This window comes from Sporosarcina sp. E16_8 (assembly GCF_017347095.1).
GTDB lineage: Bacteria > Bacillota > Bacilli > Bacillales_A > Planococcaceae > Sporosarcina.
Window position 1 is genome coordinate 72,922 of sequence record NZ_JADPRZ010000004.1, and the last position, 14,544, is coordinate 87,465.

Below are 14,544 nucleotides of genomic sequence, written 5' to 3' on the forward strand. Positions count from 1 at the left end.
ACTTTGACAAAACTTCAACCCGAAACACTTCTTCTACACGGTGGACAAAAACCGGATCCCGTAACTGGTTCACGCGCAGTTCCAATTCATAGAACCACATCTTTTGTATTCCGTGATACAGAACATGCCCAAAAACTATTTGCGCTACAAGAAGCAGGCAATATCTATACACGTATCACAAACCCGACCGTTGCCGTATTTGAAGAGCGTATTGCACTTCTTGAAGGCGGTACCGCTGCAGTTGCATTGTCATCTGGCATGGCAGCTATTGCGTTCTCCATTTTGAACGTTGCAGGGGCCGGAGATGAAATTATTGCAGCAAGCAATTTGTACGGGGGTACGTATAATCTATTCGCCACTACGCTTCCGCGTTACGGCATTAATGTGAAATTTGTCGACCCAACGGATCCAGAAAACTTCCGCGCAGTAATCACAGATAAAACAAAAGCCATATTCGCAGAAACAATTGGTAACCCGGGTCTTCATGTTCTTGATATTGAAGCGGTTGCGGACATTGCGCATGAAAACGGCCTTCCACTTCTTATAGATAGCACGTTTGCATCTCCGTATGGTTCGAATCCTATCGAGTTTGGTGCGGATGTTGTCATCCATTCTGCTACAAAATGGATTGGTGGGCATGGGACGACAATCGGTGGAGTTGCTGTCGATGCGGGTACATTTGATTGGACACAAGGTAGGTTCCCTGGCTTCACAGAGCCAGATGCATCATATCATGGCCTTCGTTACGGAATTGATACAGCGGCAGCGGCGTTTGCGACTAAACTACGCGTTCAACTCTTGCGTGACTTCGGGCCTTGCTTAGATCCGGATAGTGCATTCAACTTCCTACAAGGACTTGAAACGTTGCATCTGCGTGTGACAAGGCATAATGAAAATGCCGTTAAGGTAGCGGAGTTCTTGAAGAAACATCCTTCTGTTGAATGGGTAACATATACAGGCAACGAAGATCACCCATCTTATGACCTTGCGAAAAAGTACTTGAAAAACGGTTTCGGTTCCATTATTGTATTTGGTATTAAAGGTGGACGCGATGCAGGCCGAAATGTAATTGATAACGTTAAGATCTGGTCGCATGTTGCGAACGTTGGGGATGCAAAATCGCTGATTATTCATCCTGCTTCAACGACGCATCAGCAACTAGGACCTGAAGATTTGAAAAAGTCGGGCGTAACAGAAGAATTGATCAGACTATCGGTTGGGCTTGAATCTGTAGAAGATATTATTGCAGACCTTGCACAAGCGATTGAGCTAGCAGTACCAGTAACGGTATGATTTTAGGGTAACAGGAAGGGCGTGACAATCGTGAAGACGGGAATTGTAGAAATCGGTAACATGACATTGGAATCCGGTGTCGTCTTAGAAAATGTACAGCTTGCTTATGAAAGAAAAGGCAGTCTGGATAGACCGATCGTCTTAGTTTGTCATGCCTTGACAGGAAATCATGTGACAGTTGGAACGGATGAAAACCCGGGTTGGTGGAGCGGGCTTGTTGGCCGAGTGAAAAGTATCGATACGAACGGGTTAACAGTCATATCTTTTAACGCACTTGGCGGAAGTAACGGGTCAACAGGACCGTTAGCTGTTAATCCAGCCACGGGTGAGTTTTATAGGAATTTATTTCCGGAAGTAACAATCCGCGATATGGTGCACGCGGAACGGAGAGCGTTGGCAGAACTGGGTGTCAATCGATTACGGGCGGTCATCGGCGGTTCGCTTGGTGGCATGCGTGTACTTGAATGGGGCATTTTGTATCCCGAGGATATGGATATTCTATTTCCAATGGCCGTGACGCCGCAATCAACTAAAATAGGGAGCAGACAGTCTCCTTTTGGAAATAGCAGAAATGACATGGAGAGTTTCTATCCCTTAATCCGTGCCATGAATACACATGATATCGGCCGTGATCGGGGGGGCATTGAACTAGCTTCCAGCCGGATAGCTGCAAAAGTAGTGGCCTTTGCGTTTACGCACGATCCGATGTGTCCGACGGAAGAAACTCGAACTTTTGTCCATATGATTCCTAATTCAATCTATTGTTTGGTCAATACAAAAAATGGCCATGAAAGCTTTTTAACGGAATTTGAAAAATGGGGACTTGTCATCAACCAGTCCATGGAGGTGGCGGTATGCCGTCAATCAAAGTTGCTCTACTTGGCTTCGGCACTGTAGGTGAAGGGATTTATAGGATTTTGAATGAAAGAAAAGAAGAGATTAAACGAGAAACCGGCTGTGTAATCGATATCGTTTCTATCTTGGTTCGGGATAAGGCGAAAGAACGTCTAGCGACACCTGGAACGAGGATAACGGACGACATTCAGGAAGTTTTGTCAAATCCGGACATAGATTTCATCTTTGAGGCGATTGTTGGGGAGGAGCCCGCTTATACGTATCTTTCGGAAGCGGTAGAAAAAGGTTTTCATGTTATAACAGCGAATAAGACGATGTTTGCGAAACATGGTCCAGCGTTGCTAAAGCATGCGAAGTTCCGCAGAGTTAACTTTGGTTACGAAGCAACGACAGCGGGCGGTGTACCGATTATCCGTACAGTGACAAACTTATTACTGACAGATCGAGTGCGACGAATTCGAGGCGTTTTGAATGGTACTTCCAACTTTATCTTGACGAAGATGCGGAACGAAGGAATACCATTTAAAGCCGCACTTCATGAAGCGCAGGCGCTTGGTTATGCGGAAGCAGATCCAACGGACGATATAAGTGGCAAAGATGCCTTTCGGAAACTGATGATTTTGAGCGCACTTGCATTTGGTAGCCAACCAAATTGGCAAGACGTTCCGGTTGTCGGGATTGACAGGGTTACCATTGAAGACGTTTCGGATGCATCTAAGGCTAAACTTCGCTATCGACATGTCGCTGAAATTTTGATTGATGAAAAGGGACTATTACACGGAAGTGTGGGGCCGGTACTAATTGGTCCAGAACATCCGCTATATGGTGTTGATGGCGTAAATAATGCAATCATTGTTGAAACTGATTATCTTGGTGCGCTCACACTTGTTGGTCCGGGCGCAGGTATGTATCCAACGGCAAGTGCAATGGTTGGAGACTTTCTCCAAATGATTGGGAAACATGAAAAAGTTCTTGTTACTAGTTAAGAAAAAGCGATTCCATATATGGAATCGCTTTTTGGTCATTATTTTAATTTCATTAACTTTAATTCGGCTTTCAATGCTTTGATCAACGCGACAACCATGAGCAGCATGACGAAAGAGAAAGGTAAAGCTGCGATAATAATCGTGTTTTGCAAGGCGGATAGGCCGTTGACAGATAGTAAAATAAGCGCAATTGTCGATTGAATAACGCCCCAAATGAGCTTTACATTATTCGGTGGCGTCAATGAACCGTTGGTTGATTGCATACCGAGGACAAAAGTTGCTGAATCCGCTGATGTGATGAAGAATGAAACAATCAATAAAATCGCACAAATGGATATGATGAACGACAAAGGCATCACATTGAACATTTCAAAAATAGTTAGTTCTGTTTTTGGTATCGTTAAGTCGACAAGTCCTTTTTTCTGAATATCAATCGCTGTCGAACCAAACGCTGTAAACCAGAAAGTAACAAGAAGTGTAGGGGCAGCAAGTACGCCAATCATAAACTCCCTTATTGTCCGCCCTTTTGAAATACGAGCAATGAACATACTGACAAACGGTGCCCAAGCAATCCACCATGCCCAGTAGAAAATTGTCCAACCGTCGAGCCATTGCCGATCAGTAGAATCAAGAGGTGCCGTGCCGAAACTCATTTGAATGAGGTTTGAAAAGTAGCCGCCAAATGAATCGGTGAACATATTGAAAATGAGCAATGTCGGTCCTAGTACAACGATAAATCCAAGAAGTGCTAGTGTAAGGACTAAGTTTGTGTTCGACAAATACTTGATACCTTTACTTAACCCAGACCATGCGGATATAACGAACAAGACCGTGATGACTGCAATGATGACAAACTGTGAAAAGATAGATATCTCAATACCAAATAAGTAGTTGAGGCCTGCATTAATTTGAACAGCACCGAAGCCGAGAGATGTAGCGACGCCGAATGCTGTCGCAAAAACAGCGAGTACATCAACGAGAGTCCCCCACGGACCAAGCATTTTTTTACCGAATATCGGCTTCAATGTTGCTGAAATTAATCCCGGTTCTCCTTTGCGGAACTGGAAGAAGGCTAGAGATAGTGCAGTAACTCCGTACATGGCCCATATGTGGATACCCCAGTGGAAGAAAGACTGACGTAAGGATTCTTTAAAGGCGGCATCCGTATTGGGATCTTCCGAAGCAGGGCTGATTGCAAAGTGAGATAACGGTTCAGCGGCACCATAAAAGACGAGGCCGATTCCCATCCCGGCAGAGAACAGCATGGCAACCCATGTAACTGTTGAAAACTGCGGACGGTCCGTATCTTTTCCAAGTCGGATTTTTCCGTATGGACTGACGATAAAATAGAAACTTAGTGCTAACATAAATGACATGAGTAGCATATAGTACCAACCAAAAGACGACGCAACGAAGTCTTTGGCGTTAGTTGTGACAGCAGCGAAATGTTCGGGTGCTAACGCGCCATACCCGACGGTCAAAATAATCAGACCAATTGTGATGTAAAAGACATTTGAAATTTTCTTCATAATTCCCCCTCGTGTAACTGGTAATTTAGAAACAGCTTCTTACTATACTAGTAAAGTGCTTTTAAAGCAATCAATTGGTGTATTTAGTATTTCCGTTTATAGAGGTTTTTAATCTTTTTCCGAAATTACACGGAATGATAACCCATTTCAAATGAAATAAACCCGGCTGAAAGTCCGCAGACTTTCAGCCGGGTTTTCAATCTTCGTCTTTAATGTCACGATCGGGTGGGATCGGTTCGTTCCGCCATTCGTCGATTTGGTGTTTCAACATTTCGAGTTGTTCCAGATAGAGGCCAAACTGATCTTTATTAATGAGAAATTGTTCGCCATCATGGACGGAACGGATACGACCTTCCCGCACGTACTTCTCTACTTGTTCGACGGGCATGCTGAGATGTTCAGCGGTTTCTTGGATTGAGACATACATGGTATACAGCTCCTTAAAAAAACCCCGCTCTATTTCAATCGTAAACGGTGAAATGGAGAGGATGGGTTATATTAAATCAGTTTTTCGAAGTTTAGACGTTTATTCAAAGCAATCATGATCGGAATTCCAATTGCCATGACAACGAATTCGCCGATAGCAAGTGTCAGATATATGATAAGGAACGGCAATCCGTGGAATTCTGGAATATCTGCAAAAAGGCTAAGTTGAAATGCAATAATAATCATTAAAATTGTAAAAGTGACTGTGTTAAATAGCATTCTTTTGAAGATGCTCTTAATGAATTTTGCGGAAAAAATCGTTATCGATAGAGCAAGTGCTGAATGAAGTACTCCAAAAATAATATCAACTGCAATTGGTGAAAAGAGCAAGTTAGCGACAAATACACCAATTATAATTCCGAAAATATATTTTTTATTGAAAACGACAAGATGGTTGAAAACTTCTGAAATACGGAATTGAATGAGGGTGAATCCAAATGGTGCGATTAAAAATGTGACAGCAACATATAAGGCCGCAATAATACCGTTTGTTGTTAATGTTTTTATTTTCATTATTCATTTCCTCCTAGTTTTTTTAGCGTGGGATGGTTGACGAACCACGTGTTGAAAAGCCTGCAATACAGTGTATCATAGTGTTTTTGATTCGTACATGCCAATATGTAGGGGGGGAAGGAAATAAAGGGAAAGAACTATAACCTGTAATAAAGGATATAGCTCTTATTATTGTTATAAAATAAAGTCGAATAGCTTTGATTTAATGACATTTTGTATGTTGAATTAACTCAACGGGTCTAAAGGTTTGCTCGCTTTTTCGTCCAGTTCCGAATGGCAATAATGACATCCTTTAATGCCATGCCAATTGCTGTGAGTTCATATTCGACTTTCTTGGCGGAAGATTCAAGATGTTTTTTTGTTATTAGGCCTTCCTTAACTAATTCATTCAGCCGTTCGGTCAGAAGTCGATCTGATATTCCTGGAATGGCTTCAGCTATTTCATGAAAACGCTTCGGTCCGGACATCAATGTATAAATAATTATCCCCGTCCATCTTTTACCGATAAATTCGATGGTATCGTGAAAGTTACTGCAGATATGTGGTAACTTTTCGCAATCGTATGGTCGGTCCACTAGTAAAACCTCCAGTCTACCTCATCTTTCATTCATCTTAACATGAATCGTTAGTGTTGACATAACAAACTTACTAATGGTAAGTTAAATTCAATGACTTACTAATAGTAAGTTGATTAAGAGGAGGCAATACGATGACAACGACATTGGATTCAAACTTATATAGTGTAATGAACGCAAGAAAATCAGTAAGGGTGTTTGATACGAACGCTACAATCGCAAAAGAGGAAATTGTAGAAATGCTAAAATTGGCTACAATCGCTCCTTCATCCAGCAACCTACAATCTTGGAGCTTTATCGTTTTTCAAGACGCAGAATTGAAGAAGGAACTGAAAACAATTGCCAATAATCAAGCCGCCGTCGAGGATTCATCTGCTGTTATTGCGGTCTTGGGGAATATCGACGCGTATAAGAAAGTGGAACAAATTTACACACAAAACGTTGCAGAAGGACATATGGATGATTCTATTAAGGATTTCACAATTGCCAGTACGAATGCAGTTTATCCAAATATGCCAAGAGAGGTAAGAGCGAACATTGCTTCTTTTGATGCAGGACTTGTTTCTATGCAATTGATGTTGATTGCTAAAGAAAAAGGCTATGATACTTTACCGATGGGTGGCTTTGATAAAGTGAAATTTGCTGAGAGATTCGACCTTTCCGCTGATCAATTCCCAGTTGTACTGATTGCCTTAGGTAAGGCTGCTGCCCCGGCATACGGGTCCTCGCGCTTGCCTTTAGATGAGGTTGTACGTTTTATATAAGAATATCCTTGCCCGAAATGCTAGCTGTTTCGGGCTTTTTTTATATATGCATGTTTATCGTAGGTGAGCGACTGTAAATCGAACATCATGGACAGGTGTTTGTGGTGCTACTTGGCGTGATTCTTGAATTGACGTTGAGTGGGAGAGGAAAGTTGTACAGGTGGCGGTGGTCGAACAAAAAAACAAGGCCCATAAGCTTATGGGCCTTGTTTTTGAATGTTCAATAGTTGCATTTCACTTTAATTTGGAATGAAAAATAGTGTGACTCATGTTTTTGAAAAAGATAAGAAAGTATACGTTTTTCACCTTGGACTAGTGTCTAAGTGCTAGACGCCTGAAGGCTCATTTGCTAGGAGTTACGCCGCTCCGCCTTATGCCTGTCAGGTCTTAAACGGCGCCTTGTGCTTTTCATGTTTGTGTATATTCACAAGGTCTTAGGTACTAGATTATAACAACGTTTGTATATCCATTCGTAATCTTTGACTGATAGATCGCGAGGATTACCAATTGTTTGTGGGTCCGTCATTGCTGCTTTGGCAAGGCGTGGAATCATATCTTCTGAGACACCTTGTTCCTTTAACGAGGGAATATCCATATCTTCCACAAGTTTATATACTTTATTTACCGCTGCTTTCGCTGCTTCCTCGATTGTCATCTGGGATGTATTGATACCTAAAGCTTGAGCAATGCGTGCAAAGCGTTCTGGATTGCCCTTCCAATTGAATTCCATCACGGGACCTAGCATCCAAGAGACACATTGACCATGTGGCACGTTTATAATACCGCCAAGTGTTTGTGCCATTGCATGTGCTGCGCCAGCAGATTCACTACCGTATGAAAGTCCAGCGAGCATTGCGGCCTGCGCCATACCGTACCTAGCTTCAATGTCGGCTCCATCCGCATATGCTCGATGAATATAATTCGCCACGTACTCAATTGCCAACAGCGCGACAGCATCGGTTACTGGTTGAGCATATTTCATTGTGTAACATTCAATTGCGTGAGAAAGGGCGTCAATACCTGTCATTGCCGTGACATGTGGTGGCATTGAAGTGTGAAGTTCAGGGTCTATAATCGTTAAGTGTGCCGCGATAAGTGGACCACCAGTATTAAATTTAAATTCACGTTCTTCATCAGTGATGACAGCCCATTGTGTCACTTCAGAACCTGTGCCGGCCGTTGTTGGAATCGTTGTTAATGGGGGAATACGGTTTACTAATGGTTTTTTTCCATCAGCAGCTTCGTATTCTAAAACTGATGCGTTATGTGCTATTTCAACACCAATTGCTTTTGCCGTATCCATTGAACTACCACCGCCAACTGCGACAAGGCCATTACATTTATTCTTTTTATAAAGTTTAGACCCTTCATTGACAACTCTTATAGGTGGGTTCGCTTCGACTTGATTGAAGAGTACGACTTCAACTCCAGCTGCCGCTAGGGACTTCTCTACTGATGTTGTCATTCCTGCATTGTAAATACCTGGGTCAGTAACGAGTAGTATCTTGGTAACACCGAGGCTTTTAATTTCATTACCCGCATATTTAATGATACCAATTCCGTGTTTGATAATTGTTGGAACTTCAAAAGATTGCATTATCGTCATTTGTTCAAATTTCATATTCATACCTGCCATAATAATATTGCCCCCTACTAATTTTTATCAACTTAATCGTCTGTTACTATTTTGTTTATTTAAACCAGTTTACTGGTTCTGGTTTTGTGTTTTGGTAAATATGTTTTACTTCTGTATATTCTTCTAATCCAGTTTTACCTAACTCACGTCCGATACCTGATTGTTTATATCCACCCCAAGGAGCTTGCGCAAAGTATGGATGAAAATCGTTAATCCAAACGGTCCCCATTCGTAATTGACTAGCTACTCGTTCCGCTTTTAGTATATCTCTGGACCAAACAGCGCCAGCAAGACCATAAATAGTATCATTTGCTAATGAAATGACTTCTTCCTCGCTAGAAAAGCGTTCAATTGTTAAGACAGGACCAAATACTTCTTCTTGAACAATCCGCATATTAGCTGTACATTCTGTGAAAATAGTTGGGAGATAGAAGAAGCCGTTTGCGAGTGAGGGATCTGTTGGTCGTCCACCACCAATTATTAGTTTTGCTCCCTCTTCTTTTCCGATTTCCACATATTTTTCAATTTTACTGCGCTGTTCTGCCGAAATCATTGGACCCGATTGCGTATGTACATCAAAGCCATCTCCAAGTTTTATTCGCTTAACACGTTCTACTAATTTATCGACAAACCAATCATGAATCTCGTCTTCAACCAGCAACCGAGCACCCGCTGAGCAGACTTGGCCAGCGTGGAAGTAAACAGCGTTTAATGCCTGATCTACAGCCGTATCTAGATCACTATCGGCAAAAACGATATTAGGGTTTTTTCCTCCAAGCTCTAATGCGATTTTCTTCAAGTTACCACTAGCCGAAGCCATAATGTTTTTGCCTGTTTCAATACCACCTGTAAAAGAAATTAGATCAACAAGTGGGCTATCTGCCATCGCCTGTCCAACACTGTGACCTGGTCCGAGTACTAAGTTAAATACGCCTTTTGGAACATTGGCTTCTTCAATTAATTCGGTAATTTTAACTGTCGTTAAAGGTGTGATTTCACTAGGCTTCAAGACAATCGTATTACCAGCAGCAAGCGCCGGTGCAATTTTCCATGACGCCTGTAGTAGGGGATAGTTCCAAGGTAAGATTAAGGAAGTAACGCCAACAGGTTCCCGAACAACCCTACTCATTGAATTAGGATTAGGTGATTCAATGAGTTCGCCTCCATTCTTATCAGCCAGCCCGGCAAAGTAGCGAAATACTTCTGCGATATCCACCATATCGGCTTTACTTTCTATTAGTGTTTTTCCGGTATCTAATGTTTCTAGCATAGCTAATTCATCTTGGTCTCGTTCAATGAATGCTGCAATCTTATAGAGAAGTTTTCCACGTTCGTTTGCAGGTGTAGCCGCCCAACTACCCTGATCGAAGGTTTTTCTAGCGACGAGTATCGCCGTGTTTGCATCATCTGCATTTCCTTCAGTAGCAGTAGTGATAACCTTCTGATTATATGGATTGATAATTTCCCGGGTTTCTCGTGATTTTGCTACAACCCAATTACCATCTATATACATTTTCTGAATAGCGATCATCTTAATAACCACTCCTTTGTATTTAGTTCGTTAAGTTCGTTAAATTTAAATTTAACGTTGATGACAATCATTAATGTAACATAAAGAATAATTAATGTAAATATATTGGGTTTTTTAAAGAGTATGAAGAAAAAATCCTTATTAAAACATGCAAAGTATAAGGTTCTCTATTTTTAAAGTAATTAGATTTCAATTTAGCATCTATCCTAGCTATTTGAGTATTAAGGGTGTAAAATATATATTTAACAAAGGTTCTTTAGGGAAAGGAGAATAATACAGATGTCCCCACAATTAAAAAAAGATGAAGTTGCATTAGCGTCAATAGAAAATGCAAAACAAACAATCATCGGTGCGATTGCTGAAACGATGGATTTATATGGTGTCACTCCTTCAGCGGGGCGCCTTTATGGCACGATGTATATTGAAGGTGAAATGACACTGGATCAAATGAAAGACCGTCTAGGAATGACCAAACCAAGTATGAGTACTGCGGTTAAAAAACTACGGAGTAATGGAATGGTACAAAAAACATGGGAAAAGGGATCGAGGAGGGAACATTTTGTAGCAGAGTCAAATTTCTTTAAATCATTCATCACTTTTTATTGTAAAAAGTGGGAACGTGAAGTAGAGATGAATGTAACAGCAATTGATGATGCGGAGAAAGAGCTTGAAGCAATTATCAATAATGATCAAGTGAGTCGTGGTATTAGAGAATATGCAGGGAATTTAAATAATCAAATTCGTGAATCCAAAAGTTATTACAATTGGTTGACTCGGCTGATTGACTTGATTGAGTCGGGAGAGATATTTACATATTTACCAATAGAAGATATTGAAAAAGAATAAAGGGAAAATGCGTTACCATCAACCAAGGGGGATAATAGTGAGAAATTCAAGAAAAAGTAGTAGTTTGTTAAGTCTAATAAGTATATTTGTAGTTGCAATTATATTGTCGGCATGCGGAAGTAATGAGAAAAGCGTGAATGAATCGGATGATAAAAAGAATCAGCTTGGAGAGAAAAAGATTACGATACCTTACGTATCTTGGGCAACAGAAATTGGAAGTAATCATGTGATAAAAGAGGTACTTGAGAGTGTCGGCTATGACGTGACTTTGAAAGAAGTTAATACAGGCGCGATGTATATTGCTGTAGCGGATGGGTCGGCTGATGCGATGATTTCAGCATGGCTTCCATATACAGACGTAAGTTATTGGGAAAAGTTTGAGGATGAATTAGTAGATTTAGGTCCTAACCTAAAAGAAGCGCCGTTAGGCTTAGTTGTGCCTAGTTATGTAGAAATCGATTCCATTGAAGAGATGAAAGAAAATGCTAATTCCGTTGGAGAAGCGACTGGTTGGACGATCACTGGGATTGATCCAGGCGCGGGCCAGATGCAAATTACTGAGGAAGCAATGAAGGAATATGGCTTAGATAACTGGACATTAAAAGCCACCAGTGACGCGATAATGATGGCTGCATTAGACAGGGCAATAAAGAAAAAAGAAGATATTATCGTGACGCTCTGGTCTCCACACTGGGCATTTAAAGAATATGACTTGAAATATCTAAAAGATCCGAAAGGCGTATTTGGAGAGCCGGATGATATTCGTACACTTACCCGCAAAGGTCTAGAACAGGATTCGCCGGCAGCCTACCAAATTTTGAATCAATTCGAGTGGGACAAAGAGCATTTGGAAGCTGTAATGGTCAATATTTTTAATGGAACAGACCCTGAAAAAGCAGCTAAAGAATTTGTTGAGAATAATGAGGAACTAGTTAAGAAATGGACAAAAGGCGTGCAATAAAGTTACTTATTATTACACATCTGTTGATTAAATATTTATTTGCATAAAATACTGGTAGGAAGGGCTTGATAACCTCCATTTTTTACTGGACTATTTTTGGCCCGCTTACGGCTAACTATTCATGTCAGATGTACAGAGGGGTCCTAGTGTGGTTAGAAGTGACGGAGTCACTTCTAGCCACACTATTTTCAGTAATCCTGTTGCGAATAGTTGCCTGTCGCGAACCTACACTATTCAAGTGGAAAATGCAATTGTTTTGGAAGAAAAGAATAGATGACTTTCTATAGAGAGTGTAAGTGCCCGAAGATACAATTTCAGGCACTCTAGTACGTTGTACAATGTGTTCCTTGCTTACTTTTAGCAAAGATTATTCATGTAATCATGTGATGTATTATAGAAGTCATTCAATCCAAAGCGATGCAATAGCGCAACTATACAAGTAGTGGGCAGGGGGTGATCAAGATACTCGCTGGATACTTTTGGTTAATCAACAGACGTGTTATTATTAGACTGTACATACAAGGATGTTTTGTAGTGCTGTTCATTAATAGACGTTGACTAATAAAGACACACAATCCTTTAGCTAAAGGATTGTGTGTCTTTTGAGCATCCAGTAAGGTGGGGGGATATGTACGAGTTAAGGTGTTGGAACAATCTGTTTGTATGGTATCTTCTATATAGAGAAAGAGGGGATAACTGTGTCACAGCGTATTTCATATTTATTCGTACTAGTAGGAGCGATACTTTGGGGAACGACCGGCACCGCACAGACGTTTATGCCACAAACAATCCACCCATTGGCAGTGGGGGCATCGAGGCTTGCTATAGGTGGTTTTTCATTACTAGTTATTTTGCTCATTATGCGTAAAATCGATTTTCGAAATTGGCCGTGGAAATCTACGCTGTACGCAGCTATATCAATGGCTATTTTTCAATATTTATTTTTTTCCTCTGTCAGATTGACGGGAGTTGCTATAGGCACGGTCGTCACAATCGGAAGTGCTCCCGTTTTTTCCGGAATCATTGAATGGTTATTATTGAAGCGCCGTCCGACCCGGGTGTGGATCATGGCGACAGCACTTGCAATTATAGGATGTGCACTGCTCTTTTTAAATAAAGATGGAATCGTTGTCAATCCAGTGGGAATCGCGATGTCACTTGGAGCTGGATTGTTGTTTGCCTTTTATACCCTCGTCAATAAAGACGTACTAGACAAGGTGGATGCTGTGCCTGCTGTTGCGGTTATCTTTTCGATGAGTGCGATAATGCTTCTGCCATTTTTGTTTTTATTCGAAACGGAAGGGCTTATGACTGGGCGTGGAATATCTGTCGTGTTGTATCTTGGGATCGTTACAACCAGTGTGGCATATATCCTATTTTCTGCCGGATTGAAACGGATACCTTCATCGTCAGCCGTAACGCTGTCACTTGCTGAACCGCTGACTGCTGCTATATTGAGTGTAATTGTTGTAGGTGAGCGACTGAATGGAACGTCGTGGGCAGGTATTGCGATGTTGCTTGGTGGAATTCTTGTGTTGACGTTGAGTGGTAGGAAGATGAAGAAATCTAATTTACTTACTTAATTGGCACTGGGCCTTCCTGTAATTATAGGAAGGCCTATTTTTGACTATCTTAAGACTTTCTTCATAATTACAGTTGGTAAATGTTAAGATTTGGCGGGTACAATTGGTATCATAGAGTTAAGAAAAGCGAGGTGCGGAAGATGGCGAAGTTCACAGTGCTTGTAGCGGATGACGATCAGGATATCCGTGACGGGATTGAAATTTATTTGAAAAATGAAGGATACGACGTACTAAAGGCCGCGGATGGCAAAGAGGCGCTGGAGTTATTGGAGGCGAACGACGTCCATCTTCTCATTCTCGACATTATGATGCCGAACATGGATGGTATCACAGCAACATTCAAAATTAGGGAAGTGCGCAATATCCCGATTATCATGTTAAGTGCAAAAGCGGAGGACTCTGATAAAATTCACGGTTTGTCCGTTGGCGCTGATGATTATGTAACCAAACCGTTCCATCCAATGGAGTTGATGGCGCGGGTGAAGTCACAATTACGTCGCTATATTCAATTTGGTACGTATGACGGTCAGAAAAAAATTGAAGTTGACGGTCTTGTTCTTGATGAAGAAGCAAAGGAAATAACAGTCGAGGGCGATGTTGTGAAGCTGACGCCCATTGAGTACAAAATTACAGAATTGCTGATGAAAAATGCGGGGCGCGTGTTTTCCATCAATGAAATCTATGAACGCGTCTGGAACGAGGCGGCGTACAATGCTGAAAATATTGTTGCTGTCCATATACGTAAAATTCGTGAAAAAATCGAAGCAGATCCAAAAAATCCGAGATATGTGAAGGTGGTGTGGGGCATTGGTTACAAAATCGAAAAATGATTACGCTGCTTTTTGGTCAATCCTTGCAATTGTTATTGGGGCATTAAGTATTGGTTATTGTTTCTCCCACATCATCGATTTAGTTGGTAATGGTGTGGAACGTTCTAGTCGGGCCATCGCCCAATTAAACAGGCTAATTAAAGGAGGCGTTTAACG

General features: G+C 41.4%; 15 protein-coding genes and 1 riboswitch. Of the genes, 9 read left to right on the plus strand and 6 right to left on the minus strand.

The annotated features are described in order from the left end of the window. The first annotated feature begins 3 nt into the window (after positions 1-3). Genes I2484_RS05220 through I2484_RS05230 form a run of 3 tightly spaced genes read left to right on the plus strand, consistent with a single transcriptional unit; the run spans position 4 to position 3,134 of the window. Entirely contained in the window at positions 4-1,293 is a 1,290-nt protein-coding gene (locus tag I2484_RS05220; protein ID WP_207149985.1) for an O-acetylhomoserine aminocarboxypropyltransferase/cysteine synthase family protein, read from the plus strand. A gap of 30 nt (positions 1,294-1,323) precedes the next feature. Beyond that, complete coding sequence (locus I2484_RS05225) at positions 1,324-2,190, plus strand: homoserine O-acetyltransferase family protein (RefSeq protein ID WP_207149986.1); 867 nt, start codon at positions 1,324-1,326, stop codon at positions 2,188-2,190. Continuing rightward, positions 2,148-3,134 (plus strand): homoserine dehydrogenase, encoded by a 987-nt coding sequence (locus I2484_RS05230; RefSeq protein WP_207149987.1) that lies wholly within the window; start codon positions 2,148-2,150, stop codon positions 3,132-3,134. Before I2484_RS05225 ends, I2484_RS05230 begins: the two co-directional genes overlap by 43 nt. A 38-nt stretch (positions 3,135-3,172) precedes the next feature. Here I2484_RS05230 and I2484_RS05235 read toward each other — a convergent pair whose 3' ends face one another. The 4 genes from I2484_RS05235 to I2484_RS21375 form a co-directional block, all read right to left on the minus strand. After that, entirely contained in the window at positions 3,173-4,663 is a 1,491-nt protein-coding gene (locus I2484_RS05235; RefSeq protein ID WP_207149988.1) for a BCCT family transporter, read from the minus strand. 196 nt (positions 4,664-4,859) lie between these two features. After that, entirely contained in the window at positions 4,860-5,090 is a 231-nt protein-coding gene (locus I2484_RS05240) for an excisionase family DNA-binding protein (RefSeq protein WP_207149989.1), read from the minus strand. Positions 5,091-5,161: 71 nt separating this feature from the next. Then, positions 5,162-5,662: a QueT transporter family protein gene (locus I2484_RS05245; protein ID WP_207149990.1), complete on the minus strand. Its 501-nt coding sequence runs from the start codon at positions 5,660-5,662 to the stop codon at positions 5,162-5,164. A 7-nt stretch (positions 5,663-5,669) separates the two neighbouring features. After that, a riboswitch (PreQ1 riboswitch) is annotated at positions 5,670-5,716 on the minus strand. Between the two features lie 185 nt (positions 5,717-5,901). Beyond that, on the minus strand, positions 5,902-6,237 hold the full coding sequence (locus tag I2484_RS21375) for a winged helix-turn-helix transcriptional regulator (protein ID WP_346014157.1): 336 nt from the start codon (positions 6,235-6,237) through the stop codon (positions 5,902-5,904). Positions 6,238-6,371: 134 nt separating this feature from the next. Here I2484_RS21375 and I2484_RS05255 point away from each other — a divergent pair, with 134 nt between their 5' ends. Then, positions 6,372-7,001, plus strand: a complete 630-nt coding sequence (locus I2484_RS05255; protein ID WP_207149991.1) for a nitroreductase family protein — start codon at positions 6,372-6,374, stop codon at positions 6,999-7,001. A 424-nt stretch (positions 7,002-7,425) separates the two neighbouring features. Here the strand turns inward: I2484_RS05255 and I2484_RS05260 are convergent, their stop codons facing one another. Both I2484_RS05260 and betB read right to left on the minus strand, forming a co-directional pair. Next, positions 7,426-8,637, minus strand: a complete 1,212-nt coding sequence (locus I2484_RS05260) for an iron-containing alcohol dehydrogenase (protein WP_207149992.1) — start codon at positions 8,635-8,637, stop codon at positions 7,426-7,428. 55 nt (positions 8,638-8,692) lie between these two features. Continuing rightward, complete coding sequence (betB, locus tag I2484_RS05265) at positions 8,693-10,168, minus strand: betaine-aldehyde dehydrogenase (RefSeq protein WP_207149993.1); 1,476 nt, start codon at positions 10,166-10,168, stop codon at positions 8,693-8,695. 279 nt (positions 10,169-10,447) lie between these two features. Between betB and cudC the strand changes: the two genes are divergently transcribed. From cudC to I2484_RS05290, 5 genes are all read left to right on the plus strand, one after another. Next, on the plus strand, positions 10,448-11,014 hold the full coding sequence (cudC, locus tag I2484_RS05270; protein WP_207149994.1) for a choline uptake/conversion transcriptional regulator CudC: 567 nt from the start codon (positions 10,448-10,450) through the stop codon (positions 11,012-11,014). Positions 11,015-11,051: 37 nt separating this feature from the next. Next, complete coding sequence (locus I2484_RS05275; RefSeq protein ID WP_346014158.1) at positions 11,052-11,975, plus strand: glycine betaine ABC transporter substrate-binding protein; 924 nt, start codon at positions 11,052-11,054, stop codon at positions 11,973-11,975. Between the two features lie 698 nt (positions 11,976-12,673). Continuing rightward, the gene (locus I2484_RS05280) at positions 12,674-13,558 is read left to right on the plus strand and encodes an EamA family transporter (protein WP_207149995.1); all 885 of its coding nucleotides are present in this window, start codon (positions 12,674-12,676) and stop codon (positions 13,556-13,558) included. A gap of 140 nt (positions 13,559-13,698) precedes the next feature. Next, positions 13,699-14,388, plus strand: coding sequence for a response regulator transcription factor (locus tag I2484_RS05285; protein ID WP_207149996.1), 690 nt, complete (start codon positions 13,699-13,701; stop codon positions 14,386-14,388). Continuing rightward, a complete protein-coding gene (locus I2484_RS05290) occupies positions 14,366-14,542 on the plus strand; it encodes a hypothetical protein (protein ID WP_207149997.1) in 177 nt (58 codons plus the stop codon). The genes I2484_RS05285 and I2484_RS05290 overlap by 23 nt, the downstream gene beginning before the upstream one ends. The last annotated feature ends 2 nt before the right edge of the window (positions 14,543-14,544 follow it).